Consider the following 25900-nt stretch of genomic DNA (forward strand, 5'->3'; position numbering starts at 1 on the left):
GTATTCTAGACCACTACCATTGCGAAATTTCCCGCCCAAAGTGCGGGGAAATTGTCGTTATTGGTGTAGGCATAAACTGTTAGCGAAGGATGGTTTGAGTGGCCGGCAAGAAGCAAGAAAAAATCCGAATCCGCATGGAGGCGTACGATCACTCGGTGCTTGATCAATCAGCATCGGAAATCGTCAACACGGCAAAGCGGACCGGAGCCGATGTCCACGGACCAATTCCCCTTCCGACGCGGATTGAGCGTTACACGGTGCTGCGGAGTCCGCACGTGAACAAAAAATCTCGCGAGCAGTTTGAGATCCGGACGCATAAGCGTTTGGTGGACATTGTGCAGCCAACGGGGAAGACAATCGACGCGTTGAATAAGTTGTCTCTTCCGGCTGGTGTGGATATCAAGATTAAGGCGGCTGCTGCGGGTCGCTGATCGGCCGTTTGGCTGTGAAGTGGTGGCGGTTGGCTGTTCTGCGTCTTGTTGGGCCCGGTTGCCTGGGTTCGGCGGGCGTGTTTCGCGCTGGCGGTTGGCTTGGGCTCTGGGGTATCCCCTGGAGTTGCTCCTCGGGTTTCGACTGGCTTGTGTTGCTTCGGCGATATCGGTCCATGTCTGCGGGGTTGCTGTGGTCTTCAGGCTGGGCGGCAATTCTGCTTGTGGTTATTTATTGTTGGTTGTGAAATATTTCGTATAGCGTTGCAGGGATTTGAGGCACGATCATGTCAGTTGGACTACTGGGGCGCAAAATCGGCATGACGCAGGTCTATAACGAGGCGGGCGATATTACGCCCGTGACGGTCATTCAGGCCGGACCTTGTGTGGTGCTGCAGGTTCGCACGTTGGAACGCGATGGCTACGAGGCTGTGCAGGTCGGGTTTGGTGACAAGCCGCGGCGGTTGGCTCGGCAGTCGGAACGCGGGCACGTAGCGGCGATCAAAAGCAAGCGGTCCAAGGCTCGTGCGGCTGCGGGTGTTGAGTTGCCGGCGAAAGCGGATTGTGAACCAAAGCGGTTTGTGCGTGAGTTTCGTACAGACGGAGAAAGTTGCGATTGCGAAGTTGGTCAGGAGTTGACCGTTGATCTGTTTGCGGACGTATCTAATGTGGACGTGATTGCGACAAGCAAGGGGCGTGGGACGGCGGGTGTCATGAAGCGGCACAATTTTGCCGGCCAGCGTGCCAGTCACGGTGTGAAGCGTGTGCATCGCCATGGTGGATCGATCGGGCAGAGTGCTGATCCGGCACGCGTGATTAAAGGGACAAAAATGGCGGGTCGCTACGGCAACGCTCGCATTACGGTTCGGAATCTCGAGTTGACGCGAGTCGACGGCGAGAATGGGTTGTTGCTGGTGGCCGGTTCGGTTCCCGGCCCCAAGGGTGGCTACGTGGTGATTCGGAAAACAAACAAGCTGGGCTAGTCATTTTGCGGCTTGGCTCGGGCGTTTCAGGCAGTTGATTCCATACAGTTAAACGTGCACGTTATTGAGAGTAGTGAGTTATGATTTCTCTTCCGATTCGCGACAAGTCCGGGCAAGAAGTGGGGACGTATGAGTTCGACCCCGCTGACTTGGCGCCTGGTGTGAACCGGCAGTTGCTCCATGATGTGGTTGTGATGTACGAAGCGAACCGTCGTGTTGGTACTTCGGCGACCAAGTCGCGTGGGCAGGTGGCAGGCAGCACTAAGAAGATGTATCGCCAAAAAGGTACGGGTCGTGCTCGGGCCGGTGCCAAGCGGACGCCGGTTCGTCGCGGTGGTGGTGTTACGTTTGGTAAAGTGACTCGCGACTTTAGTTATCGCCTGCCCAAAAAGGCAGTTCGGTTGGCGACGCGGATGGCCTTGTTGAGCAAGTTTCTGGACGGCCAGGCAGTGGTTTTGGATGAGCTGTCGGTTGATGCTCCCAAGACAAAGGTTGTGGCCGGTGTTTTGCGGTCGCTCGGCTTGGATCGGCAGTCCTGTTTGCTGGCTATTGATGAGTACAACGCTGACTTGTGGAAGTCCGGACGAAATATTGCGGATTTGCGAGTCTCGCCGGCTGCGGACCTGAACGCCTATGACGTGTTGCGTCAGCGGCAGTTTTTGGTGACCAAAGCGGCTTTGGATAAATTGCGCGGCGTCTCCGCGGAGTAAGTGTGTTCTCGCCACGAGATGCTGGCGTATTTGAAAAGGTGTGTGGCAATGGCTACGGTGGAAAAAAAATCGGGGCTGACATTGGAGCCGTATCAGGTCGTTTATCGTCCGTTGATCACGGAAAAAGGTACGCACATTTCAACGCGGTACAATGCGTACCCGTTTGAAGTGAATCCGCTGTGCACAAAGACTGAAATCAAAGAAGCGGTTGAAAAGCTGTGGGAGGTTCGCGTTGTTGCTGTGCGGACTCAGAACCGCATCGGCAAGCCGCGGCGGACTAAGAATCAGGTCGGGCGGACAAGTGGTTGGAAGAAGGCGATCGTGCAATTGCACGATGAAGATCGGATCGCGTTCTTTTAGGCCGCTACTGCAGTCTTGTTAGAGTCAGAGCCGGTTTGGTCCGGTGGCGGAATTCTCGATTGTTCGAGCAAATAACAGAAAAAGACAGTCATGGGTATCAAATTTTATAAGCCAACGACGGCCGGCCGTCGGGATGCCTCCGTAAGCGACTTCGCGGAGATCACCGACCGTAAGAAAAAGCCGGAAAAGTCGTTGCTGACACGGTATAAGAAAAAAGGTGGCCGCAACAACCAGGGCAAAATTACTGCCCGTCATCGTGGCGGCGGCCACAAGCGGATGTATCGGGTAATAGATTTCAAGCGTTTGCGGGACGGGATTCCGGCGCGTGTGAAGTCCATCGAGTATGATCCGAATCGTTCTGCACGGATTGCCTTGTTGCACTATGTCGACGGGGTGAAATCATACATTTTGGCTCCCGAGGGGCTCAATGCGGGTGCGGTTGTTGAGAGCGGTCCGAATGCGGAGCCAACCTTGGGCAACTGTTTGCCGTTGTCGGCGATTCCTACAGGGGCCACGATTCACAACATCGAACTGCAACCGGGACGTGGTGGCCAATTGTGTCGCAGTGCCGGGACCGCAGCGGTGATGAATGCCCGCGAAGGCGATTGGGCACAAATCACCTTACCTTCTGGTGAGGTGCGACGTGTCCCGAGTAGTTGCCGAGCCACGATCGGGCCGATTGGAAACAGCGAACACAGTAAAATTGTGCTCGGTAAAGCCGGGCGGAAGCGTTGGATGGGTTGGCGGCCTCGCGTGCGGGGAACAGCTATGAATCCGGTCGCTCACCCGATGGGTGGTGGTGAAGGTCGCAACTCGGGCGGTCGGCATCCTTGTAGTCCTACGGGCAAGTTGGCCAAGGGTGGCCGCACGCGGAAGCGAAGGAAGTCGTCATCGGCAGCCATTGTCAGGCGGCGTAAGTCGCGGCGTTATGGCCAGTTGAAGCTCTGATAGTTGGTCAGGTGTTGTTTGGGTTGATGTGGCGTTTAAGAAATTGTCGGCTGACGCGGACGCATCTAAGTTTGATTTAAGTCAAAAAACAGAAGGACAGCGGGATGGGTCGCTCTCTGAAAAAAGGGCCTTACGTTGATGCCAAATTGCTCAAGAAGATTGAGCGATTGGATGATGCCGGACGCAAAGAGCCGATTCGCACCTGGTGCCGTCGTTCGACGATTTCACCGGATTTTATCGGCCATACCTTCCTGGTGCACAATGGGCGGGCACATATCAATGTGTACGTCACGGAAGAAATGGTGGGGCACAAACTCGGGGAGTTCGCACCAACGCGGACGTTCCGCGGGCATGGCGGTAAGGCTAAAAGATAACCTCCCGCGATTGCGGCATTGGTCTACGAGATTGGTTGACGGACAGGTTGAGGAAGATAGCTATGGAATACAAATCGACGCATCGTTTCGCGCGGATTTCAGCGACAAAAGTCCGACCGTTTACGGAATTGGTTCGTGGGAAGTCAGCCGGCGAAGGTCTGGACTTGTTGCGTTTTGTGCCGAATCGCGGTGCAAGGTTCTTGGAAAAAGTCTTGCGGACCGCAATGGCCAACGCGGAGCAGTCCGGTGCGCGTAATGTTGAGAGTCTGATGATTAAGGATGCCCGCGCCGATGGCGGTCCGATGTTCAAGCGGTTGCAACCGCGAGCACGGGGAATGGCATTTATTATTCGGAAGCGTTTTTCGCACATTCATGTAGGGATTGAAGGTCCGGACATCGTCTAGTTGGCGGCGGCCAGGCTGCGATGAGCAGACTGTGTTGGTTTCGCTGTGGTGTTGTTCGTTCGTTATTCCAGCAGTTTTTGAATTACATAAGGCATACGGATCATGGGTCAGAAAGTTCGGCCGACGGGTTTCCGCGTAGGGATTGTTGAAGAGTGGCGGAGTCGTTGGTACGCGTCAAAGAAAGAGTTCGGCGACCTCTTGGTCGAGGACTTCAAGATCCGCAAGTTCGTCAAAGAGAAATACCAGTTTGCGGGGATTTCGAAAGTTGAAATCGAACGCACGCGCGATCAAGTGGTCGTGCATTTGAACACAGCCCGTCCGGGCATCATCATCGGCCGCAAGGGGCAGGAAGTTGACCGCCTCAAAGCAGAGCTCGAAGATCTGACCGGCCGGCGAATGGAATTGAAGATCGTCGAAATCAACAACGCCATGAAAAACGCGGTGTTGGTAGCTGAAGACATTGCTCAGCAGTTGAGCAAACGGTCCAGCTTTCGGCGCACGATCAAACGCTCGATGGATTCGGTGATGGATGCGGGCGCGTTGGGTGTGAAGATTGTCCTCTCCGGCCGATTGGGCGGAGCGGAAATGTCTCGGACCGAAAAAGCGATGAGGGGATCAATTCCTTTGTCGACAATTCAGAAACATATTGACTACGGTTTTGCCAAGGCACGCACGGCCCAGGGAATTATTGGGATCAAAGTGTGGATCGACTTGGGTCTTTATACAGACGAGGAGGATGGCGATGGCGCTAATGCCCAAACGGGTCAAGCACAGAAAAAGCCAAAGAAAACGTATAAAAGGTAACGCGACCCGCGGGAATACCGTGGTGTTGGGTGACTGGGGTTTGCAGTCGCTCGACGGTGGATATATCAAAGCCAACGTGATCGAAGCTTGCCGGATTGCCGCGACACAATACGTCCGCGGTGAGGGGAAGTTGTATATCCGCATCTTCCCGGACAAGCCTTGCACGTCTCGTCCGTTGGAAACTCGGATGGGTAAAGGTAAAGGTGAACCGGATCACTGGGTCGCAGTTGTTCGTCCAGGCACGGTAATGTTTGAATTGGCCGGCGTCTCGCAAGATGCTGCCAAGGATTGCTTCAATCGTGTGGCGCACAAATTGCCGGTCCGCGTGCGGTTGGTAGGCCGTCGTCCCGGTACCTGAGCCGATGTACGGAATGAATTGCTATTACTTTTGGACAAAATGCAGATAAAGACGAGTCGACATGACCAAGCCGCAAGAACTCCGCGAGATGAGTGACGAACAGTTAGCGTTCACATTGCGCGAAGCCCAACAAGAATTGTTCCGCCTGCGATTCCAAGCGGCTGCGGAACGATCCGATGCGCCGAGCGCGTTGCGGAAGATCCGCCGCGACATCGCCCGCATTCACACAATCGCGCGGCAACGGGAATTGGCGCAAGAAGCGGAAGCCAATCTGGCGCCACAGGCGGAAGCCTGAGACGGGGGCAAGGTTTGCGGCTGGCAAGTGGTTTTCGACAGCCGGCACAAGGTGGCAATGAGTAGGGACAGCGGTTACAGACACATATTTCGAAACCCCCGCAATTGCGGTGACCGGCACTGATGACACAATATCGCCGGTTGCGGCGGGCGAGTCTCGAGGCAAGTTGAGGACAGGTTAAGATGCGTAAGAAATTGATCGGCGTAGTGACGAGCAATAAGATGGACAAGTCGTTGCGGGTCGAGGTTGAGAAGAACTATCAACACCCGCGCTACGGAAAGATTATCCGTAGTCGTACCGTATGCCACGTTCATGATGAAAAGAACGAGGCCAACGAAGGCGACTCTGTCGAAATCATCGAGTGCCGCCCCTTGTCGAAGACAAAATGTTGGAGTTTGGTGCGGATCGTTCGCGCCGCAGTTGTGGTTGAGTAACGGTTGGCCACGAACGGTGATCGTCGCGTGGGTTTGTACGGCGTTGTTTGAGATTCAGTGGAAGTTATCATGATTCAAATGCAAACACTTCTGGACGTTTGTGACAACACGGGGGCCAAGGTCGCCTGTTGCATCAAAGTTCTGGGAGGCACGGGACGGCGGACCGCCGGGCTGGGAGACGTTATCGTCGTCAGCATTAAAAAGTCCATTCCGGGTAGTTCGGTAAAATCGGGCGAAGTCGTGCGGGGTGTGATTGTTCGCTGCCGCAAGGGAACGCGCCGCAGTGATGGAAGTTATGTCCGCTTTGACCGCAATGCGATCGTGTTGATCGATAAAGATGCCAACCCGCGGGGGACGCGTATCTTCGGTGCAGTAGCACGCGAGCTGCGTGAGCGCAAGTTTATGAAAATTGTCAGCCTGGCAAGTGAGGTAGTTTGACCGATGAAGATTCGACGTGGAGATACGGTGCAAGTCATTGCTGGCGACGACGCCAGCACGACAGCACGGAAAGTCCTCTCGGTCGAGGCCGGTGGAAAAAAGGTTCTTGTGGAAGGCGTGAACCGCGTTTACAAACACGTAAAACGCGGCCATCCCCGCAGTCCGCAAGGGGGCCGGCTCTCGAAAGAGATGCCAATTGACATTTCAAATGTGTTGCTTTACTGTGATTCGTGCGGTCGAGGCGTGCGGGTTGGGTATCGCTATACAAAAGATGGCAGTAAAGAGCGGTGTTGCAAGATTTGCGATGCCGGGCTCGGTAACATCAGCCCTCCCAAGGCTCATTACGCTCAGTCATAAATCTGGCGACGGCGAGGCCGGCTTTCGGTCTCTTTTAAAACGCGGTTGCTACGACAATCGCAAATATAACAGTTTTTAATCCAGCGACGCAGCCTTTTGATCTTCTTCTCGAAGGTCGGCAGCGAGACTGGTAACAGCAAATAGCAGATGTGTGCGGAGGCTTCGGTGTGTAGCCGAGGGTCGACCTTCAATCGCAATCCGGCAGTAATCGCTTGCTCGACGTGAGTGGCGAAAATTGGATGTGTGTAAGTACAATGGCCAGGTTATTGGAACGATACCGGAATGAAATCCGGCCGACACTCGCGAAATCCCTGGGGCGGTCAAACCCCCACTCGCTTCCCCAGTTGGAGAAGATCGTCGTCAACATGGGTGTTGGGGCGGCTGCTCAAGATCGGAAGTGCTTGGAAGAAGCCGTCGAGCATTTAACGATTCTCAGTGGACAAAAGCCGGTCATTCGCCGCGCTCGCAAGTCCGTTGCCGGGTTCAAACTTCGCGAAGGGATGGAGATTGGCTGCATGGTCACGCTCCGCTCGCAGCGGATGTATGAATTCCTGGACCGACTGATTACGTTGACCCTACCGCGGGTCCGCGACTTTCGGGGCCTGAGCCCCAAAGCGTTTGACGGCAATGGAAACTACAGCCTGGGTATCAGCGACCAAATGGTATTTCCGGAAGTTGATCCGGATCGCGTGAAGAATCAACAAGGTATGACGATTACCTTAGTGACGACAGCCACGACTAATGATGAGGGGCGGCAATTACTCAAAGAACTGGGAATGCCGTTTCGCAAAGATTAGTGTCCGGCGGTTTTAGAGATTGCTGCACGGCGTAAAGAACTCACCGCGTAAAACATAAAGTGTAATTCATAAGCTACAGGTTTTTTCCAGAAGAAATTTAGCGAGATGGCCAGCAAAGCAAAGATCGAAAAGGCAAACCGGACGCCAAAATTCAGCAGCCGTCTCGAACGGCGCTGTGCCCTGTGCGGACGTCCCCGCGCGGTGTACCGCAAGTTCAAACTGTGCCGGATTTGTTTCCGCGACCTCTGTTTGGACGGCATGATCCCCGGTGCCAAGAAGGCGAGTTGGTAAGCCCGGCGGCGACTGGGTGCGTTTCGCAAAACCTATACTAACAACGACACAGCACAGATGGTGCGGCAATATGTCTTGCACCGCTCGAAAAGTAGAGGAGCAATGCTCCTTGAGGTGTACTCCATTATGATGACAGATCCGATTGCCGACATGCTCACGCGAATCCGTAATGCGGTGTCGATTGAGCGCGCATTCGTCGACGTACCCCTTTCGAAAGAGAAACGGGGAATTGCCGATGTGTTGCAACGCGAAGGCTATATTTGGGATTACGAAATAATCGAACAGCAGCCTTGCAGTGCCATGCGGATCCATCTGAAATACGGTCCCAACGGCGAACGTGTGATTCAAAAAATCGATCGCGTCAGCAAGCCGGGACGCCGGGTCTATTTGGGTGTCAACGACTTGCCGGAAATTCTGCAAGGCATGGGCATCAGCGTCGTTTCGACGAACAAAGGTTTGTTGAGCAACCGCGAAGCCAAGGAACAGTTGGTCGGCGGCGAAGTGCTGTGCAGTATTTGGTAGCGGGTCTCCCCGCCGCTGCGGCATTATCGTTCTTGTCAGACGCAAGTAAAAACAGTTGACGGATCCGAGCCCTGAGGGCCGGTTTCGGTAAAAAAGAAGAAGGCAAAGTATCATGTCAAGAATCGGGAAAAAACCGATTGCGGTCCCCGATGCTGTCGAAGTATCGATCAATGGCACCGTCGTTACGGTGAAAGGCCCCAACGGCGAATTGACGTTGGACCATCATCCATCCGTTTCGGTCAGTTTTGATGGTGACTCCAAGCAACTCGTGGTGGAGAACCCCACCGATTTGCGCGACAATCGCAAGTTCCACGGGCTGACCCGTAGCTTGTTGAATAACATGGTGGCCGGCGTCACGACATATTTCGAAAAGAAATTGGACATCGTGGGTGTCGGCTACCAAGCCACAATCGACGGTACGAAGCTCTGCTTGCAGGTTGGGTTTGCGAACGTTGTCGAATTGCCGATTCCCGCAAATGTCGACTGCTCATTGCCCAGTAATATTCAGATCGCCCTGAAGAGTGCTGACAAGCAAGCGGTGGGACAGTTCGCCGCTGAAATCCGCCGCGTCCGCCCGCCTGAGCCTTACAAAGGCAAGGGAATCCGGTACCAGAACGAACAGGTTCGTCGGAAAGCCGGTAAGGCGTTGGCCAGCGGCTGATGCGGTGATGTTTGTCTTTAAATGGTTTGCGATGTTTCTGGTCAGTGAAAAACAGGGCCGATCGGTAGGAAAGTTAGCAGTTCGATGAAATACATAGCCCAAGTCAATAAACAGCGTAGCCGTCGTCGCTTTCGCGTTCGCAACAAGATTCGTGCGACCACATCGCGGCCGCGAGTTTCGGTCTACCGCAGCAACAAGCACATTTATGCCCAGATTATTGATGACGTCGCAGGACGTTCGTTGATTTCCGCGAGTACGCGTGAAGCGGGCATTTGTGCTGATGGTGAAAATGGCGGGAACGTCGCAGCGGCTTCAAAGGTCGGTGAAGCGTTGGCCAAAAAAGCTCTCGAAGCTGGAATCACCCAGGTCGCCTTTGATCGCGGATTGTACAAATACCATGGTCGTGTCGCCGCTTTGGCCGACGCGGCTCGTCAGGGTGGGTTAGATTTTTAATCGACCCGGTTTTTAAATAGTTCAGACATGCCATTTCCAAATTCGATGGCAATTTCGCCGCTGTGAGGCTGGCGACAATCGAGTGTGGAAACGAGTTTTTAAATCACGTAAAGGCTTTGGAGTAATTCGCCGTGTCGACAGACAACCGATCAGATGGCAAAGAAAAAGTCGTGCAAATTCGCCGGTGCTCGTGCGTAGTCAAAGGTGGCCGTCGCTTCAGCTTTACCGCGCTGGTTGTCAATGGTGACGGCAAGGGCGGCGTCTCCTACGGATATGGGAAGGCGACCGAAGTTCCGCTTGCCGTAGATAAAGCCAATAAGAACTGCCATCGTCACTCATCGCGAGTGAACGTGACCGGAACGACGATTCCGCATGCGGTGGTTGGTCGCTTTGGAGCGGCCCGCGTGTTGCTCATGCCGGCACGACCGGGAACGGGCGTGATTGCCGGTGCCAGCGTGCGTGCCGTCGTCGAAGCTGCCGGTATTCATGACATTCTCACCAAAAGCCGGGGTTCAAACAATCCCATGAATTTGGTGAAAGCGACAATCAACGGTTTGGAACAACTTCGTACGCGAGAAGATGTCGCCCGCCTCAGAGGCGTGAACGTCTAACGTGACCGGCAGATCGGTCCGGGGCAGTGCTGCTGTTGTCACCAAACACCTACTTATAACTTTACGAATCTTCGGAACGAAGTGTCCTCATGATTATTGATGACGTCCATCGCGGAATTAAAAAGAACAAAAAGCGGAAACGCATTGGTCGTGGTCCTGGCTCGGGCAACGGTAAAACCGCAGCACGCGGTCACAATGGCTACGGCAGTCGTGCTGGTTCGTCCCAACGCATATCGTTTGAGGGGGGACAGACTCCTTTGGCGCGGCGGATTGCCAAACGGGGCTTCAATAACAAACGCTTCGCAACGAAAGTGGCGATCGTAAATGTCAGTGACCTCGAACAACGCTTCGATAGCGGTGCGACCATCGATGCGACTGCGCTGGCCGAAGCGAATTTGGCCAAGGGGCGCTTCGATGTCATTAAAGTTCTGGGAGATGGCGACATCACCAAAAAGTTCACCGTTCGTGTCCATCGATGCTCGAAGTCGGCTGAAGAGAAGATTACCGCAGCCGGCGGCAGCATTGAAATCATCTACGCATAAGTGAAGGCAGCCGAGCCGCCATGGCGATCTGGGCTTCCCTCTGAGGAATATTGATAATAAAGTTCACCGACGCCGGAGTTCGCGTCGACCGGGCCGATTTGCTGTTGGCCCGCTGTTGATGTTCGCCGTCGTTGGTATTTTTTGTAATGTGGGTGCTGCTAATTTCTTGCACCCCTTGACGGCCGGCACCTTGACAACACAAACTGCGGCGAAGTTTGGCATAATCATTCCTCGGAGAGGAATCGGAAACGATGTTTGAAAAACTGATTACTGTTTTCAAAATCCCGGAGTTGCGTCGGAAGATCGTTCTGACTGCGACACTGCTTGCGGTGTACCGTATGGGGTTTTGGGTACCGTTGCCGATTGTCGATCAACAAGCCCTGGCCGATAAGATGGAAAATCTGGCCACCGGTGGCGGGATCGGACAAGCGCTGCAGATCGTTCAACTATTTTCCGCATCGAATATCGGCATGAGCACGATCTTCGGTCTGGGGATTATGCCCTATATCTCCGCCTCGATTATCTTCCAGTTGATGGGCAGTGTTTATCCGCCTTTGGAAAAACTGCAAAAGGAAGGGGAATCGGGTCGTAAGAAAATCAATGAATATACACGGTACGCGACAGTCGTACTCTGTTTAATCCAAAGCTACTTTTGGGTCAAAACAATATCCGGCTGGGGGACGATCATCCCCGACTATAACAATTTCTTTGGCCATATGGTGGCCACGATCACCATGACGGCCGGCACGATCTTCCTGATGTGGATAGGTGAGCAAATCGATGAATACGGGATCGGCAACGGGATCAGCTTGCTGATTATGGCGGGGATTTTGGCCCGTATGCCCGACGCTGCGATCCAGTTGTTGCGTCCGGCCATGGAAAACGGAGTCGCTCTCGGGTCCGACTCGGGAATTGAAAAACTGCTTGTCTTGGCGGTGTTATTTGTTGTGGTGGTGGGGTCAGTGGTCTTTATGACGCAAGGCCAGCGCAAGATCCCCACACAAAGCGCCAAGCACGTCCGCGGTCGTCGCGTTTACGGTGGACAACGACAATTCCTGCCTTTGCGGGTGAACCAAGCCGGCGTGATGCCGATCATCTTCGCCTCAAGTTTGTTGATGATCCCCATGATTGGTTTCGGCCAGTTGGCCAAGTGGTTCGACTCGGTGATTTGGTCCGATCTGGCCGCGGCGTTCAGCGGTGCGGGACGCGGATTTTTGTACAACATTAGCTACGTCGGTTTGATTTATTTCTTCTGTTATTTCTGGACCGCCATCACGTTCAATCCCAAGGATATGGCGAACAACCTCAAAGATTACGGCAGCTTTATTCCCGGGTATCGTCCAGGGAAACGGACTGCCGAGTATTTGGAACGCGTGATGGTGCGGATCACTTATGTCGGGGCTGCATTCTTGGCGGTCGTGGCCGTGATTCCGACAGTCATCGCTTCGGTTATGGGAATCGACTTTATGGTGGCCAGTTTCTTTGGTGGCACCGGATTGTTGATTGTTGTTTCTGTTGCTTTGGACTTAGTACAAAAAATTGACAGCCACCTCGTGATGCGGAATTACTCGGGCTTGTTGGATTCCGATGATTCCCGCGCTGCGTCCTAACTTTCCCCCCGTGGGAATGACTGGGCTGCGGTGGATAACGCATCACGCCGAATGGAGTGGCGTCGGGGCAAAGTACTATTTCCAATCATTACATTGAGCACGGACCGGAACTAGCGTTGGTTTGGTCCATGTCGGGTTGCGGGGTGCTTTCCCAGTTTCCATTTCATACGGATCAGCGCGAACCGAATGAGTTGGCTAACCCGTGATAGTTTTGAAGAGCCCAGCTGAGATTGAAAAGATGCGTGAGGCGGGCCTTGTTGTGGCTCGGGCGCATCGAGCGGTTGGGAAAATTGTATCACCTGGGGTGAGTACCAGGCAAATTGACGACGCTGTGGAACGCGTGTTCGCAAAACACAATGCCACACCGTTGTTCAAAGGGGTTCCCGGAGTCGTCCCCTTTCCGGCGGCAACGTGTATTTCGGTCAACGACGAAGTCGTTCATGGAATTCCATCGGACCGCCGGCTCGAGGAAGGCGATTTAGTAAGCGTCGACACCGGTTGTCGCTTGGACGGGTGGTGTGGAGATGCCGCTTGGACCTATGCGGTGGGCCGCGTCGACGAAGAGAAACAAAAATTGATGGCGGCGGGTCAGTCGACTCTGACGACCGCCATTGACGAGTTGCAGCGTCAACAGACTTGGGCGGGGGTCGCCGAGGTCATGGAATCGACTGTGAAGGATGCGGGGTTTTCGGTCGTCGAAGAACTCGTGGGGCACGGAATTGGCCGGGAAATGCATGAAGATCCGCAGGTCCCCAATTTCGTCACTCCTGAATTAGAAGAATATGATTTTGAACTTGTGCCCGGAATGGTGCTTGCCGTAGAGCCCATGCTCAATGCAGGGACCGCGGACGTCTGCCTGATGGACGATCACTGGACGATCGTCACAGCTGACGGTCGCCCGAGCGTGCACTATGAACATACCTTGGCCATCACAGCCGAGGGAGTCCGGATTTTAACGGCACTCTGATCTCGCCGGAGGGAAAGTTACGGTTGCGTTTGTCGCAGACCGTAAAATTGAGTGGCGATTTTCCACCACAGCGGTGGGAAAATAGGCAAAGCGGCGATTGGTTGGGGGAAATTCCGCGCTCGTGCGGACGGGAAGCTCCAAATTCGCTGAAAAGTGTGTCGTATTACTTGTTTGCCCCCTGAGGGCGTGCTTATAATCCGGGTCAATCTAAAGAAATCAAGCAACATCCCTCCTCGGCAGGCTGACGGAGTCGCTGACCGTGTTGACCATGGGACGGGGATTTCGATCCTTGGTTGGTGTGTATCTTGCCGTTTTTTGTTTCGCGGTCAGCGAAACATCGTTGAATTACAGGAGATTCGGTTGGCGTCATGAAAGTCCGAGCCAGCGTTAAACGCATTTGTGAAAACTGTAAGATCGTCCGCCGTAAAGGCAAGATCTACGTGATTTGTTCATCCAACCCGCGGCACAAACAGCGGCAGGGTTAACGCCATCGTGACGATCCGCGTAGTCGCCACCGCTGGTGGAATCGCGTGGGCCAGCATCGACTTGAGGGTCGATGGTTTCCGTATCGTCGCCGTGCCGAACTAAACTTTTTTATTAGGTGTGCGTAACCAATTCGCACAATGGAGCTGTTGTTTTATGCCTCGTATTCAGGGCGTCGACATTCCCAATGACAAGCCGGTGTATATCTCGTTGACCTACCTTTACGGGGTCGGGCGAGCTTCGGCGATCAACATTTGTTACACGCTGGGTTTGGATCTGCACGCTAAGGCCAAAGATCTGACCGAAGATGACATCACGCGGATCGCGCATCTGCTTGAAAAAGACTATTTGACCGAAGGTCAGTTGCGACGCAAGGTGCAGCAGGATATCGCCCGTTTGCGGGATATCGGTTGTTATCGCGGCTTGCGGCATCGTCGCGGTTTGCCGGCACGGGGCCAGCGGACCAAGACCAATGCCCGGACGCGCAAAGGTGTCCGCAAAACGGTCGCCGGCAAAAAGGGTGTCAAAGACAGATAACCGGTATGCTGTCGGCGTTTGCGCCGTCCTGCAATTTTTTACATATAGCGCCCCCATACACACATTTACGGAAAACATTCCGAAGGAGAGTCCGCAGTGGCCAAGTCGAAACGACGCAAGGTGCGACGCAACGTCACGCGCGCTGTCGCACACATTAAGGCGACTTTCAATAACACCACGGTGACCGTGACCGACGTCAACGGCGACGTGCTTTGCTGGGCAACCGCAGGCACGAGCGGTTTCAAAGGGAGTCGGAAAAGCACCCCCTTTGCAGCGCAGCGGGCTGCGGAAACCTGTGCCGAGCGTGCCGCCAAGTTTGGCGTGAAGGAAATCGAAGTCCGCGTTAAAGGTCCCGGGTCAGGCCGAGAAAGTGCGATCACCGGTTTGCAGTCGTCCGGTTTGACGATCAAAGCCATTGAAGACGTGACCCCGTTGCCCCACAACGGCTGCCGTCCTCCCAAACGCCGCCGCGTTTGATGCGTTTGGGCGAGCGGAGTCCATCGCGCCCCTGTTCGTGATTTTTCAGCCATTGGGCCACGGTTGAAACGGCAGGCAGCGATATCACATTGAGAGTTTATGACCGAGGCGGAGTTTCGCCTTGTCATCAAGTTTGTTGGAGAGAACCAGATGCGAATTCGTTGGCGTGGTTTGGAGCTTCCGAGCAAGGTCTGTCCCGAATTGGACGTGGCCAGCCCGACTTACGGCAAGTTTGTCGCCGAACCGTTTGAGCGTGGTTTCGGTGTTACGATTGGCAACAGCCTGCGGCGGATTTTACTATCCAGCCTCGAAGGCGCTGCCTTGACAAAAGTCAAAATCCAAGGTGTGCAGCACGAGTTCACCACAATCCCCGGCGTTGTCGAGGATGTGACCGACGTGGTGTTGAACCTCAAGTCACTCGTCCTCAAGAATCACTCCGGGGACACAAAAACACTCCGCATCGAGCGTCATGAGCGCGGTGTGGTGACCGGTGCCGATATCATCACCGATGAAACGGTTGATGTCATCAGCAAGGATATGGTGATCGCCACCATGACCGATGACGTGCCGTTGGTGATGGAACTGACAGCACAAACCGGTCGTGGATACGTTTCGGCCAGCGAACAGTATGAGATGGAAACCGAAGTCGGTGTCATTCCGCTCGATGCTCTGTATTCGCCGGTTGTGCGGGTGCGTTACAAAATCGAAGATACACGCGTCGGTCAAAAGACCAACTACGACAAACTGATCTTGGAGATCTGGACCGATGGCACGGTCACACCGGAAATGGCGTTGGTCGAAGCGGCCAAGATTCTCCGCAAACACCTCAACCCGTTTGTGACTTATCGCGAACCGGGTCCCGAGTTGCCGCCGGACGCCAGTTTGAAACAAATGATGGAAGCCACCGGTTACGCTCCAGTCGATACAGAACTGGAAGAAAAGCTGAACCAGTCGTTGGCCGAATTGAACCTCTCGGTTCGTGCGACCAACTGTCTGGAATCCGAAGGAATCAATACCGTGCGGGATTTGGTGTCTCGCACGGAAGACCAATTGTTGCAAGTCCGCAATTTCGGCGAAACCACTTTGACCGAAGTTCGTGAACGGCTGGACGCCATCAACTTGCGATTGGGGATGCGTGTGCCGCAAGGCGCGCCCGGCATGCCCGCTGGTATGTAACACGGACTTTGTAATAAACACCGAAACGGTTTGGATTTCCACTGACGAGTCATCGCCGGTTTCGCGCAACTGTAATACTGATCGAAGACTGAAGAGAGTCCCATGCGTCACCGAATGAAAGGCCGCAAGCTCGGCCGCAATGCATCACACCGCCGCGCGATGTTTCGCAACATGGCCACCAGCCTGATCTGCTCTGTCCGCGTGGATGAAGATGATCCGCAGGCGCCCAAGGTTCCCGGACGGATTGTGACAACCGTGGCCAAGGCCAAGGAACTCCGCCCGTACGTCGAAAAACTGGTCACCATGGCTCGTAAGTCATTGGCCCATACCGAACGCGCTGCCGAGTTCAGCACCTCCGCCGATCGCAACACCGAAGAGTGGAAGAGTTGGCGGAATTCGGAAGAGTGGAACAAGTGGAATCAAGCGATTGCACCGGCCGTCAACTATCGTCGTCGTGCGTTCGCCCTGTTGCGCGATAAAACGGCCGTCGATGTTTTGTTCGCCGAATTGGCTGAACGGTTTGAAGATCGCCCCGGGGGATACACCCGTGTGATTCGATTGGCCGATGTTCGTCTCGGTGATGCCGGTGAACAGGCATTGATCGAATTCGTTGGCGAACGTGACCGCGTCACGAGCAAACAAGCTGCGGCCCCCATGGTCGTTGAAGATGACGAAACCGAGGCCGGCACGGAAGACAACGCCGACACGGAAGACAACGCCGACACGGAAAGCGAAACCGCAGTTGACGAATCGGCCGCCGGAAGCGAAACTTCCGAGACTGAGGCGGAAACAGCAGAGGTCGCTGGTGAGGAACCGGCGGACGATGACAAAAAGGCTGAAGCATAATCAACGCGACGCGCGGATCATCCTGCCGCGTCGCCCCCGCCCAGTTGAGAAAGGATTCTCAACAAATATGGCCAACCGCGGATTTGATTTTAGCTGGGCAATGGAACAACTCTGCCGCGACATCGTCGGCAGGCTCGATGAATTCTCGCATGTGCGGATGGACCAAGTAGCCGTCACCTTCGCACAAGCCCGCCGCCGCGTCCCTTATGGACTGCAGGCCAAACTGACCCCCATGCGCTTCGAAGGGGGATCGCTGACGACCTCCCGCTATGGCCGGGAATGGACGGTCCAACGGCTGTACGATCACAGCGGCGAAAATGAGTACCTCTACATACTCACGTTCTACCTGCCGCGGTTTTTAGATCATGACTTTCGTGAAAAGATGATCACGATCGTCCATGAATTGCACCACATCAGCCCCCATTTCGACGGAGACATCCGCCGACATTCCGGCCGGTACCACGTGCATTCGCACAGCCAAAAAGAATACGACGCAATGTGCGCCCGCTTGGTGGATCAATACTTAAAGCAAAAGCCGCCAGCCGCGCAGCATAAGTTCCTCAAAACCGACTTTCGCAAACTCGCCAAACAACACGGCGGAGTCGTCGGCATCCGCCTGCCCGTGCCCAAGCTGATTCCGTTGCGGGAATCGGCGTGAAGCGGGGATTTTCGGTACCGGAAATGCAACCGCGTTAAAATGCGCCGCCAACGATTGACTTTGGCGCTGCCGGCATCTCGCCTATTAGTCTTCGTGCAACATATTTGAAGACTTTCTCGTGTGCTGTTCCTGCGACGGCGCCCGGTCCGGCTTCTATGAAGCACCACTCACCTCGAACGTCGCGCACGAAATCTGCGGCAATCAATCGAGATCGAAAAGGACCAGCGATTGAAGCAGCCATTGCTTTTAATTGACGCAAATCTCGTGTTGTTGGTGGAAATCCGTTGGGCTCTGCGACGGCATCCAGATAGTGAAAACTCCACGCTACCGGTTCACCGTCAATAATCCATGTGCGGATTTCTTGTGGTACATCGCCGTACATCCAATGACCGGCAACGGCGATATCCAGCCATTGACGGGCAATGATCGGCTTGTCCCAGCCAAAACTCCGCCTGAGGAGTTGAGCTTCGTCTTTCAATTCCTTGAGGTCCGCCACCTTTGACTGCTGACCGCCGCGCTTCCACGATGACTTTGGCGTTCGTACAAAAAGTGGAAATGTCAGATCGTTGGGTATTTCATCATCAAGACCAATCACCCAGGTCGTTGGCATCGGGACTTGAATGTTATGTTGTTCAAGTTTTCCGAGCACATCGTCTAAGCCAATAAGCTCCCGGCGTTCTTCCGGGCGATCATGAATGTGGGGACGATCACCGACTTGTCAGTCAAGGTCTTCAACTCCGCACTCGTAGCCGAATAAGAAACCCATGTCATCCCGATGAGACTGTTGGATGTCCAGGGCATTGACTTCGATCAGCCAATCCAAGCGTTTGTCGCGCAAGCGTTTCGCGTCGGGCAGGTCGTCTTTGTCGTAAAATAACTTCATGGCGAGCTAACCTCGATTGAATATCATGCACGCGGCGTCGAAGAGTTTATCACTCTGTGCTGCGTGTGCTAAGCGACTCTACAATCCGACCGCCCTGCCCTTCCTCAGTCCTTAGCCATGGTATCAATCCGTTGAGAATGTCTGCTTGCGACGCATGTTTTGGCCTCTCGTAGAAAGCGATTTGGGCGGGTCGAAACTATTGATCATTGTTGCCAAAGGGGCGGGCGGTTTGACATACTTCATTGTAGCAAGCGGTTGGGTTCTTGTAGGTGCTCGGCTTGTCCCGAAATTGTTTTTTCAATCACAACCATTTTTTGCCAGTGCCAACAATTAAAATCAACAACAATGTCGATCCGCATCGTGAATTCCCCGATCCGGTGGGGCTGCCTGAAACCGTGGACCTTGCGCGTGCGACCCGCACGTCGCGTCTAGTGGGGGTTTCCACGATTGGCGTGGTCGTTCGGTTGATGATTATCGGCATTGAGTTGGCCGGGTTTTGGGTGTGGGGCTATTCGGTCTTGCTGGTCGATGCGGTCGCGTCGCTGGCGGACGTGGTGGCGAGTGTCGCCATTATCATTGCCATTAAAATTGCCGAGCGACCTCCCGATGAGGATCATCCCTTCGGTCACGGTCGCTTTGAACCGCTGGCTGGTATGCAAATGGGGATTCTCATTTGCATGTTGGGGGGCGGAGTGATCGGCCAGCAATTCTTTGCCGTCTTCACCGAAGCCCCCGCGGGCAACGTGAATGTCTGGGTGGCTGCAATTCCGTTAGCGGCTGCTGTGATCTTCGAATTGATTTGCCGCATGATTTTGCGGATCGGGCGACGCGAGCACAGTACCGCACTCATCTCCGAGGCGTACCATTATCGCGTCGACGGCATCACCAGTTTATTGGCCGCCGTGGGATTGCTGGTGGCCAGCGCGATTCCGCAGTTCAGCAATTTGGTCGACCATATCGGAGCCATGCTACTCGCGGCGATCATGCTGGGCTTGGGAGCGACCGCCGTTTGGCAAAACGTGCATCAACTGCTCGACCGCGTCCCTGACTCGGAATGGTTTCGACGCGTACGGACTTCGGCGGAGAAGGTCGAAGGGGTGTTGGACGTCGAAAAAGTGCGGATGCAATGTGCCGGTCCAGATGCCCATGTTGATATCGACATCGAAGTCGATCCGCGTCAAACCGTCAGTGAGGCGCATGTCATCACGCAACACGTCCGCGCCCAAATTCAAACCGACTGGCCCGCTGTCCGCGATGTGGTCGTCCACGTCGAACCCTATTTCGACGGCGACCACTAAACACGGCAGCCCGATGGAACCGGTTCTGCGGGAGGCGTGTGACTAAGATTAGTGCTTTGTCGGCGCATCGCCGGTGGAGATTTGTGCGTTCGGTTGCTGGGGTCCATAGATCCACAGCGGCACGCGTAGCTCCGGATATTCTGGATCGTCAGTGAAGATTCGCACCACCGTCACATGTTTGCCGGACGGGACTTGATCGCTGACTGCCAGTTTGACGGGAATCCGGCGGAAACCGTTTTCATCAGCGACAGCATCTTCGAGGCGCAATTGGACGAGGTCGGAGTCACAACTGACACCCTCAACCCGAAAGTGATCGGGACGCATGTCGGTTACGGTAATGGATTGCTCCTCAATTCGGCCGCCGTTGTGATATAAAACCATGCTGGCCGGTCGCACGGTCACGCCGCGGTCCGGGACGCGGAGTTGAAATGCCAAATCCGTGCTTTGTGATTCCTTGGAACGCGCGGGGCGGGTTTCGACGGTGACGGTGTACTCATGGTTACCCGGTTCTTGGTTGGCCATCAGCACACGCAGCAGGATCATGCCTTGTTCGCCGGGGGGAATCGGGAGCAGCAGTTCGTCTTTATCATTGGGGCGAAAACGCTGATCGCCGACGATCACTTCCGGTTTCAAACATCCACAACTGACGGAGATTTTGGTCATGATCACGGGTGTGTTCCCGCGATTCACGAAACCGTATCTTGCATTTTCCTCTGCCGTGGGATCGACCAGTCCTTTGTCGACCAGATATTGCGTAAATGCCAGCGATGCCGGGGAGGGATTGACCGCGAAGGGTCGCGCCAAAGGTGCGGAGGCATGGGCGGCGATTGAACAGACCAGCGGAATCAAAGCCGTGGCCAATGCCAGTTTCATTTTCGCGCGAGAATAGCGTACCGTCATGCGCAGCCTCCATGCCGCTGGATATTACAATGAGTCGAGAGAGGAAGGGCGGGCTTTTAGCACATTCGCTCAAGAGCAGCAAGGTGAGCCATGTGCAGTTGGGCTATCTCAAATGGCCAGTGGAGTTACTTGCTGGGATTGCCTTTTACGCCCGTCAGAACATACGGAGCAAGCGATCACTTATAACAAGAAACCAAGCCGACGAGAGTAGCGACGCACGCTCAGATTGCCTACGCTGCTTGAGCAGTATTTAGCAGGCAGAGCACCGGCGACGCGAACGCTCCTTCTTCCGGCCACTCACCACTCTGAATATATTCCTCCATGAAACAATTCTTCATCAAAAAATGGTTCCTGGTCGGGCTGGCGGTGACAATCACCAGCGGGATTCTGTACGGCTGGCAGCGTCCGCAGGGGATTGAGAGTCTCACCGAATTTGTGCATCCGCGATGGCTGACCGGGTTTGTGTTGTTTTTGATGTCGATCACACTCGACAGCCGACAGCTACGTGCCTCGTTTCGTGCGCCCGCGCCGGTGCTGTTGGCTGTGGGGCTGAACTACCTGGTTGTACCGACCGCCGCTTGGGCGCTGATGTCGATACAACTCTCCGAGGATTTTCGTTTTGGTCTGATGATCGCCGGGAGCGTACCCTGTACGATGGCGGCCGCTTCGGTCTGGACGCGCAAGGCCCGGGGAAACGACGCCGTGTCGTTGTTGGTCACCATGTCGACCAATGCCATCTGCTTTATCGTCACGCCACTGTGGCTCAACATGGCGATCCCTACCGGCGCCGCCCATTTGGATGCTTGGGAGATGGTCCGCCGGTTAGTCGAAACGGTGCTGATCCCCTGCTCTGTTGGACAGCTGCTTCGCCAACGGGGAGTCGTCGCAGACTTTGCGACCCGCGCAAAGACGGTGCTGGGTGTTGTTGCCCAGTCTTTTGTCTTGGTGCTCGTGCTGTTTGCGGCGCTGAAGTCAGGCCGGAATTTAGCCGTAACCAATGCTCACGTGAGTCTGTTGGCCGTGGCTGTGGTCTGGGCCAGCTGCGTTGGAATTCACACAACAGTGCTGTTTGCGGGCCGGTATTTCTCCGGGAAGCTGGGCATTACGGAGGCGGATGGTAAAGCGGTGGCGATTTCGGGCAGCCAAAAGACCTTGCCGATTGGAGTCTACATCGCGACCGACCCGGCAATGTTCGGGGCATTCCCGTTTGCCGTGTTTCCGATGCTGATGTATCACGCGTCGCAATTGTTTGTCGACACGGCAGTGGCCGACCGTTGGGCCGCGGAGGCCGACGTGACCGAATCTATAGTTGCCACGGAGAAGTGACCGCGAGGAGGGTTATTGTTTTGGCAATTCGACTGTGACTTCATCGTAACGCGGGTCGCGGAACGTTTCAAAGAACTCCATGCCGAAGCCTTGGTCCATTTCGTATTTGGCCCGGTAGGCCCAGGGGGTGCCGCGATGTTTGAATATGACTTGCCGAAAACGGTTCGTGGCCAGTGCCAACTGATTATTCAACTCATTCATGTCGACCTTTGTGATCTTTACCTGCTCTTCATCCGGGGGCAGCATTTGCTTGGTGCGACGGAGGTTCCAGCGATTGCTCTTAGGGTTCTTCGGTTCGGGGTAGTTCTTGGCGTGTTGGTCCATTGCCAGCAAGTATTGAAACAGCCGCACGCGATAGGCCAGGACCTGCGCCGCAGCTAGGTCGTAATTGGCCTTCCAGCGCTGCGAGGTCTCCGTGTCACGCAGATCTTTAATGCTGTCTAACGTTTTGTTTGCTTCGTTGAGCATGCCCATGGCGCGGAGTGCGCGGCCGAAATAGATTTTCGCTTCTTCGCGGAAACCTTCTTCGTCGCCCTGATACCAATGTTCGCGAATGTACAAGTCTTTGTCACGATGTGGATTGAGTTTGACGATCACATCCCAAATCGTGCGTCGAAATTCGCTTTCATTGCGATCCTGCGCATACTCGTTCCTGGACACCAGATCCGGTGCATATTCTCTTATCGCCTCAAAACGGAATTTCCGCTCCTCCCCATGTTGGGTCGTAACAAGATTTTCCTCTTCGCTGGGGAGGATGAAAAAGATTCCACCCGATTCCTTGGCCAGCCGGACCTGCTCGTAGGGGCCAAAGCCGGCGGATTGCGCGTCCCAGCGTCCGTGCAAACCATCATATTGCAACGATTCGGGATAAGCGGTTTCGGGGCCGCGGCGAATCTGCAGCCAATGCGTCAGCCCAAATTGCGAGTCCTTCCAACGCACTCGGGCATAGGGATACCCGAAGATCGATTCGCGGCCAAGAATGTAGCAAGGGGCACGGGCCTTTTTAGCCTTGACCAGCGTCAGGTCAAAGGCTTCCCCGTCATCTCCCGATTCATCCGAAACAATGACGAGGATCAATCGCCGATTGCCGCGATTGGCGATAGTCGAATACTTGTCGATGACGTATGAGATGGCGCCGCTCATATTTTCTTCGCCACTTTTGTCCACTTTGATATTGTTGATCGCCGCTTTGATCACGTTTTCATTGGAGGTTGGCTTTTTGGTCAGGTCTGTGATTCCTTTGCCAAAACTATGCATGGCTGTCAGAATTGGTGCGTCCTGATTTTTGGCAGCGCGCTTGCCCTGCTCTTCGACGATCCGCAGCTCTTCATAGATCTTATGGAATTCGTCACGAATCATCTTTTGGTCATTCTGCATGCTGTCGGACTCGTCAAACAGCCAGACGACCAGCAGCCCCTTCCCTTCACGCATCAGTCGTCGCAGCTCATCTGTCATACGGCTCATCGCCACGGGATAGCCTGAGACGGCAGCGCCGGTCTCGCCGTTCACTTCTCCTCCGTCCTCCAATTGGTCGCCCATCTCCTCAAAGCCTGGAAGCGGTGCCGGAATATTCGCCTGGAAATCGGTGTCCTTAGGCTTAGTGGTATCCTCGATCGACTTTCTCGCGTTATTATTGACTTCGTTACCGCCGATAGCGTCGGTCGCCACGCCGCCGGCTATGGCGGCCAGAGAGTTGGAGATTTCGGTCTCCGCATCTAAGGTGCTGTTGAACTCTGGCTGCTGACGCTCCTGTTCTTCAAACACCGTTTGAATGTCGATCTCTTCGATCTTTTGGACCACCGCATACTGCACCATAAAGAGTGCAGCCAAAATGAAAAGATGCACCGCCAAGGAGGTGATCAAAGCTGACGCTTCTCGTTTTTGACGCATGAGGGAATTCCGATCGTTTCGTTGTGCTGTATTTACGATTCCTGCCTGCGGCCGGGCATCGCGCGGGCATCCGTCTTTATCTCGATAAGAGACGCGGCGGCTTATCGCACGGGTATTCAATCACAGCCCTTTCGGTCCATCGCGTTGAAGTTGTTGGCGCTTCTTCTGTGCCGCTTCATCGCGCGGCGGTTGGTTTTCGCCTGCTTGACGCATGCGTTCTTCGATCTTGGCATAGCCCACACTGCGCTCAACCCATTGCCAACCAAGTGGCTGCGAAAGTTCGCGTTCGGCCAACAGGCTCCAAGGGGTATTGGGATGTTCGTCAATAATGCGTGTCAGATAGGTGCGCGCACGACCCGCTAGTTTTTTCACGCGGGCGCCGGAGATGATTTGGTCGGAGGGAATGAGCGCCCATTGATCGTTCTTGGGGTCGGAGAATTTACGCGGCTGGCCCTTCATTTCGGCCAGCACGGAGTTGTAACCTAAGCTGCGGACCTTCATGGCCAACGCGCGGCCAATCGCCAAATCATAACCGGCCTGCCAACGCGGCTCGCTAATCTTCTCGCGATCCGCTTCGCCGGTTTCCAAGATGCTCAAAATCTGATCCAACTGATAGGTCAGTTTGGCCATCGGTTTTTGGGATTCAGTCATCTGTTGCCGCAGGATGTTGTCGCTGTCGGCGCGGAACTCAGTTCGGGGGACGTTGATCTCGCCATCACGTTCGTTTTTCGTTAGGGCGGCGGCTTGCACCAATGCCATTTTGGCCTTGTTTTGTGACACGCGCCGATCGTATTCGGCACGGGATACGTAGTCGGGCCGATAGTTTCTCATGACTGCTTTGTCGAATTTGGCACCACCGGCGACGTCATCGGTAATCAAAAACAACCCGCCCGTTTCGGCGCTCAATCGCGTCAGGCCGTATGGTCCGTGTCCCGATGACAGCACCATGTTGCGATTCGATCCTCCCCAAAAACTGAGCCGCAACCGTTCCGCCATCGCTGTTTCCGGTCCTTGATGCACGGGAAACTGTTTGGTGGATTTATCGGGGTAGGTCCAGGTGACATATCCCAGCTCGCGGCCAAACCTAGAGGCGTTACCGATCGTATAGGTGCGGATGCCATACCGGCGATTGAATTTGATCACACTGTCCAGCAGTGCTTCGTCATCCCCCCGCTCATCGGTGACCACGACGATCATCACATTGTAACCGGCGCGTGTGCGATATTTGTAGTACTTTTGCGCTGCGTCGCGCACGGTGGCGTAAACGTTTTCGGTCCCCGATTCATCCATCACGATGTCACGTACAGCCTCAGTCATCTTGGCAATGTCGTCGACCGGTTTGTCCGTGATGAAGGTGTGTCTTTCGCCGAACGCAGCGACGACTGTTTTTAGTGGCGGGTCGTCTTGTTCGTGCAGTTGGCCCAATTGCGAATAGATACTTTGAAAACGATCGGCGATCGCTGTGCGTCGTTTTTTGAGCGAACCGGAGGCATCGAACAACCAAACCACGAGTGTCTTGCGCTCTTGCAACGACTGCCGGATTTCGGCCACCAACCGGTCCAGTGCTCCTTCGACACCGCCGACCATATCCGAAAATTCACCACTGACCTCAACCCGCTCAATCAAGTCCGCCATCGCGGGACTTTCAATCACATCCGGTAAGGTGAAATCGGCGTCATCGAGTTCCTTGAGCTGCTCATCCAGATTCGTCTTTGGATTCTGCCCCGACATCGCGGCCATCGCTGCCGAGTTGGCTTGAGACTGCATATCGGAATCATTTCCGATGGCGTCGGCCTGTATCACGGTTTCAAATTCACGTCGCGGCTCCGGTTGATCGAACGTACTCTCGATTTCGGCCGCTTTGAATTCCTGGGTGGCGACATAAGTGACGCTGCCCAAGAGCAGCATCAGTCCAAAATGAAATGCGAGACTGGCGATCCAAGCGCGGGCGCTTTTGCCGCGGGGAAGACGCCATTTTGAGCGGGAATAAGCCGGACCGCTCTTTGTAGCGGAAGCCGTCCCTGGGGGATCAGCCGCACGGACGTTTAGCGTGCTTTGCGTCACAGCCAACTCCAATTA

The 25900-nt window shown here is 54.7% G+C and carries 34 protein-coding genes and 1 pseudogene; 30 read left to right on the forward strand and 5 right to left on the reverse strand.

The window, feature by feature from the left end:
• Positions 1-98 precede the first annotated feature (98 nt).
• From rpsJ to CA54_RS12765, 28 genes and pseudogenes are all read left to right on the forward strand, one after another.
• Positions 99-431: a 30S ribosomal protein S10 gene (gene rpsJ / locus CA54_RS12630; RefSeq protein WP_145379485.1), complete on the forward strand. Its 333-nt coding sequence runs from the start codon at positions 99-101 to the stop codon at positions 429-431.
• A gap of 284 nt (positions 432-715) precedes the next feature.
• Positions 716-1411: a 50S ribosomal protein L3 gene (gene rplC / locus CA54_RS12635; protein WP_146371108.1), complete on the forward strand. Its 696-nt coding sequence runs from the start codon at positions 716-718 to the stop codon at positions 1409-1411.
• 80 nt (positions 1412-1491) lie between these two features.
• On the forward strand, positions 1492-2121 hold the full coding sequence (rplD, locus tag CA54_RS12640) for a 50S ribosomal protein L4 (RefSeq protein WP_146371109.1): 630 nt from the start codon (positions 1492-1494) through the stop codon (positions 2119-2121).
• Positions 2122-2169: 48 nt separating this feature from the next.
• Complete coding sequence (rplW, locus tag CA54_RS12645; RefSeq protein ID WP_146371110.1) at positions 2170-2481, forward strand: 50S ribosomal protein L23; 312 nt, start codon at positions 2170-2172, stop codon at positions 2479-2481.
• A gap of 90 nt (positions 2482-2571) precedes the next feature.
• A complete protein-coding gene (gene rplB / locus CA54_RS12650; RefSeq protein ID WP_146371111.1) occupies positions 2572-3429 on the forward strand; it encodes a 50S ribosomal protein L2 in 858 nt (285 codons plus the stop codon).
• A gap of 104 nt (positions 3430-3533) precedes the next feature.
• Positions 3534-3803 (forward strand): 30S ribosomal protein S19, encoded by a 270-nt coding sequence (gene rpsS, locus CA54_RS12655; protein ID WP_145379480.1) that lies wholly within the window; start codon positions 3534-3536, stop codon positions 3801-3803.
• Between the two features lie 62 nt (positions 3804-3865).
• Positions 3866-4207 (forward strand): 50S ribosomal protein L22, encoded by a 342-nt coding sequence (gene rplV / locus CA54_RS12660; RefSeq protein WP_146371112.1) that lies wholly within the window; start codon positions 3866-3868, stop codon positions 4205-4207.
• A 102-nt stretch (positions 4208-4309) separates the two neighbouring features.
• On the forward strand, positions 4310-5011 hold the full coding sequence (rpsC, locus tag CA54_RS12665; RefSeq protein WP_145379478.1) for a 30S ribosomal protein S3: 702 nt from the start codon (positions 4310-4312) through the stop codon (positions 5009-5011).
• Positions 4950-5369 (forward strand): 50S ribosomal protein L16, encoded by a 420-nt coding sequence (gene rplP / locus CA54_RS12670; RefSeq protein WP_145379477.1) that lies wholly within the window; start codon positions 4950-4952, stop codon positions 5367-5369. The genes rpsC and rplP overlap by 62 nt, the downstream gene beginning before the upstream one ends.
• A gap of 61 nt (positions 5370-5430) precedes the next feature.
• A complete protein-coding gene (gene rpmC, locus CA54_RS12675; RefSeq protein ID WP_146371113.1) occupies positions 5431-5664 on the forward strand; it encodes a 50S ribosomal protein L29 in 234 nt (77 codons plus the stop codon).
• Positions 5665-5846: 182 nt separating this feature from the next.
• Complete coding sequence (gene rpsQ / locus CA54_RS12680) at positions 5847-6098, forward strand: 30S ribosomal protein S17 (RefSeq protein WP_146371114.1); 252 nt, start codon at positions 5847-5849, stop codon at positions 6096-6098.
• 69 nt (positions 6099-6167) lie between these two features.
• A complete protein-coding gene (gene rplN / locus CA54_RS12685) occupies positions 6168-6536 on the forward strand; it encodes a 50S ribosomal protein L14 (protein WP_145379474.1) in 369 nt (122 codons plus the stop codon).
• A 3-nt stretch (positions 6537-6539) separates the two neighbouring features.
• Complete coding sequence (gene rplX, locus CA54_RS12690; protein ID WP_145379473.1) at positions 6540-6893, forward strand: 50S ribosomal protein L24; 354 nt, start codon at positions 6540-6542, stop codon at positions 6891-6893.
• 254 nt (positions 6894-7147) lie between these two features.
• A complete protein-coding gene (rplE, locus tag CA54_RS12695) occupies positions 7148-7690 on the forward strand; it encodes a 50S ribosomal protein L5 (protein ID WP_146371115.1) in 543 nt (180 codons plus the stop codon).
• 105 nt (positions 7691-7795) lie between these two features.
• Positions 7796-7981, forward strand: a complete 186-nt coding sequence (locus CA54_RS12700) for a type Z 30S ribosomal protein S14 (protein WP_145379471.1) — start codon at positions 7796-7798, stop codon at positions 7979-7981.
• Positions 7982-8107: 126 nt separating this feature from the next.
• Positions 8108-8503: a 30S ribosomal protein S8 gene (gene rpsH, locus CA54_RS12705; protein WP_145379470.1), complete on the forward strand. Its 396-nt coding sequence runs from the start codon at positions 8108-8110 to the stop codon at positions 8501-8503.
• Positions 8504-8615: 112 nt separating this feature from the next.
• On the forward strand, positions 8616-9164 hold the full coding sequence (rplF, locus tag CA54_RS12710) for a 50S ribosomal protein L6 (protein ID WP_146371116.1): 549 nt from the start codon (positions 8616-8618) through the stop codon (positions 9162-9164).
• Positions 9165-9248: 84 nt separating this feature from the next.
• Positions 9249-9617, forward strand: coding sequence for a 50S ribosomal protein L18 (gene rplR / locus CA54_RS12715; RefSeq protein WP_146371117.1), 369 nt, complete (start codon positions 9249-9251; stop codon positions 9615-9617).
• A 131-nt stretch (positions 9618-9748) separates the two neighbouring features.
• Complete coding sequence (gene rpsE / locus CA54_RS12720) at positions 9749-10228, forward strand: 30S ribosomal protein S5 (RefSeq protein WP_146371118.1); 480 nt, start codon at positions 9749-9751, stop codon at positions 10226-10228.
• 89 nt (positions 10229-10317) lie between these two features.
• Positions 10318-10770, forward strand: coding sequence for a 50S ribosomal protein L15 (gene rplO, locus CA54_RS12725; protein ID WP_146371119.1), 453 nt, complete (start codon positions 10318-10320; stop codon positions 10768-10770).
• A gap of 251 nt (positions 10771-11021) precedes the next feature.
• Positions 11022-12380, forward strand: coding sequence for a preprotein translocase subunit SecY (gene secY, locus CA54_RS12730; protein WP_146371120.1), 1359 nt, complete (start codon positions 11022-11024; stop codon positions 12378-12380).
• Between the two features lie 202 nt (positions 12381-12582).
• A complete protein-coding gene (gene map / locus CA54_RS12735) occupies positions 12583-13347 on the forward strand; it encodes a type I methionyl aminopeptidase (RefSeq protein WP_146371121.1) in 765 nt (254 codons plus the stop codon).
• A gap of 368 nt (positions 13348-13715) precedes the next feature.
• The gene (gene rpmJ / locus CA54_RS12740; RefSeq protein WP_145379462.1) at positions 13716-13832 is read left to right on the forward strand and encodes a 50S ribosomal protein L36; all 117 of its coding nucleotides are present in this window, start codon (positions 13716-13718) and stop codon (positions 13830-13832) included.
• 154 nt (positions 13833-13986) lie between these two features.
• Positions 13987-14367, forward strand: a complete 381-nt coding sequence (gene rpsM, locus CA54_RS12745) for a 30S ribosomal protein S13 (RefSeq protein WP_145379461.1) — start codon at positions 13987-13989, stop codon at positions 14365-14367.
• Positions 14368-14463: 96 nt separating this feature from the next.
• On the forward strand, positions 14464-14844 hold the full coding sequence (gene rpsK / locus CA54_RS12750) for a 30S ribosomal protein S11 (protein WP_145379460.1): 381 nt from the start codon (positions 14464-14466) through the stop codon (positions 14842-14844).
• 150 nt (positions 14845-14994) lie between these two features.
• Positions 14995-16020, forward strand: coding sequence for a DNA-directed RNA polymerase subunit alpha (locus tag CA54_RS12755; protein ID WP_146371122.1), 1026 nt, complete (start codon positions 14995-14997; stop codon positions 16018-16020).
• Between the two features lie 102 nt (positions 16021-16122).
• Positions 16123-16761: pseudogene (locus tag CA54_RS12760) on the forward strand (bL17 family ribosomal protein); the annotation flags it as partial.
• Positions 16762-16933: 172 nt separating this feature from the next.
• Positions 16934-17524 (forward strand): putative metallopeptidase, encoded by a 591-nt coding sequence (locus CA54_RS12765; protein WP_146371124.1) that lies wholly within the window; start codon positions 16934-16936, stop codon positions 17522-17524.
• 34 nt (positions 17525-17558) lie between these two features.
• On the opposite strand, the gene CA54_RS12770 is transcribed toward CA54_RS12765, so the two are convergent.
• Positions 17559-18173 carry an ATP-grasp domain-containing protein gene (locus tag CA54_RS12770; protein WP_146371125.1) on the reverse strand — a complete coding sequence of 205 codons (615 nt, stop codon included), beginning with the start codon at positions 18171-18173 and terminating at the stop codon, positions 17559-17561.
• A gap of 69 nt (positions 18174-18242) precedes the next feature.
• On the reverse strand, positions 18243-18407 hold the full coding sequence (locus CA54_RS29320) for a hypothetical protein (protein ID WP_197532420.1): 165 nt from the start codon (positions 18405-18407) through the stop codon (positions 18243-18245).
• Between the two features lie 320 nt (positions 18408-18727).
• On the opposite strand from CA54_RS29320, the gene CA54_RS12775 reads away from it, so the two are divergent.
• Positions 18728-19705, forward strand: a complete 978-nt coding sequence (locus CA54_RS12775; protein ID WP_231963048.1) for a cation diffusion facilitator family transporter — start codon at positions 18728-18730, stop codon at positions 19703-19705.
• A gap of 48 nt (positions 19706-19753) precedes the next feature.
• Here CA54_RS12775 and CA54_RS12780 read toward each other — a convergent pair whose 3' ends face one another.
• On the reverse strand, positions 19754-20605 hold the full coding sequence (locus CA54_RS12780; RefSeq protein WP_146371126.1) for a DUF1573 domain-containing protein: 852 nt from the start codon (positions 20603-20605) through the stop codon (positions 19754-19756).
• A 321-nt stretch (positions 20606-20926) separates the two neighbouring features.
• Between CA54_RS12780 and CA54_RS12785 the strand changes: the two genes are divergently transcribed.
• Positions 20927-21931, forward strand: a complete 1005-nt coding sequence (locus tag CA54_RS12785) for a bile acid:sodium symporter family protein (RefSeq protein WP_146371127.1) — start codon at positions 20927-20929, stop codon at positions 21929-21931.
• Positions 21932-21943: 12 nt separating this feature from the next.
• Here CA54_RS12785 and CA54_RS12790 read toward each other — a convergent pair whose 3' ends face one another.
• Positions 21944-23821, reverse strand: a complete 1878-nt coding sequence (locus CA54_RS12790; protein WP_146371128.1) for a vWA domain-containing protein — start codon at positions 23819-23821, stop codon at positions 21944-21946.
• A 120-nt stretch (positions 23822-23941) separates the two neighbouring features.
• The gene (locus tag CA54_RS12795; protein WP_146371129.1) at positions 23942-25885 is read right to left on the reverse strand and encodes a vWA domain-containing protein; all 1944 of its coding nucleotides are present in this window, start codon (positions 25883-25885) and stop codon (positions 23942-23944) included.
• Positions 25886-25900 lie beyond the last annotated feature (15 nt).

The organism is Symmachiella macrocystis (assembly GCF_007860075.1).
GTDB lineage: Bacteria > Planctomycetota > Planctomycetia > Planctomycetales > Planctomycetaceae > Symmachiella > Symmachiella macrocystis.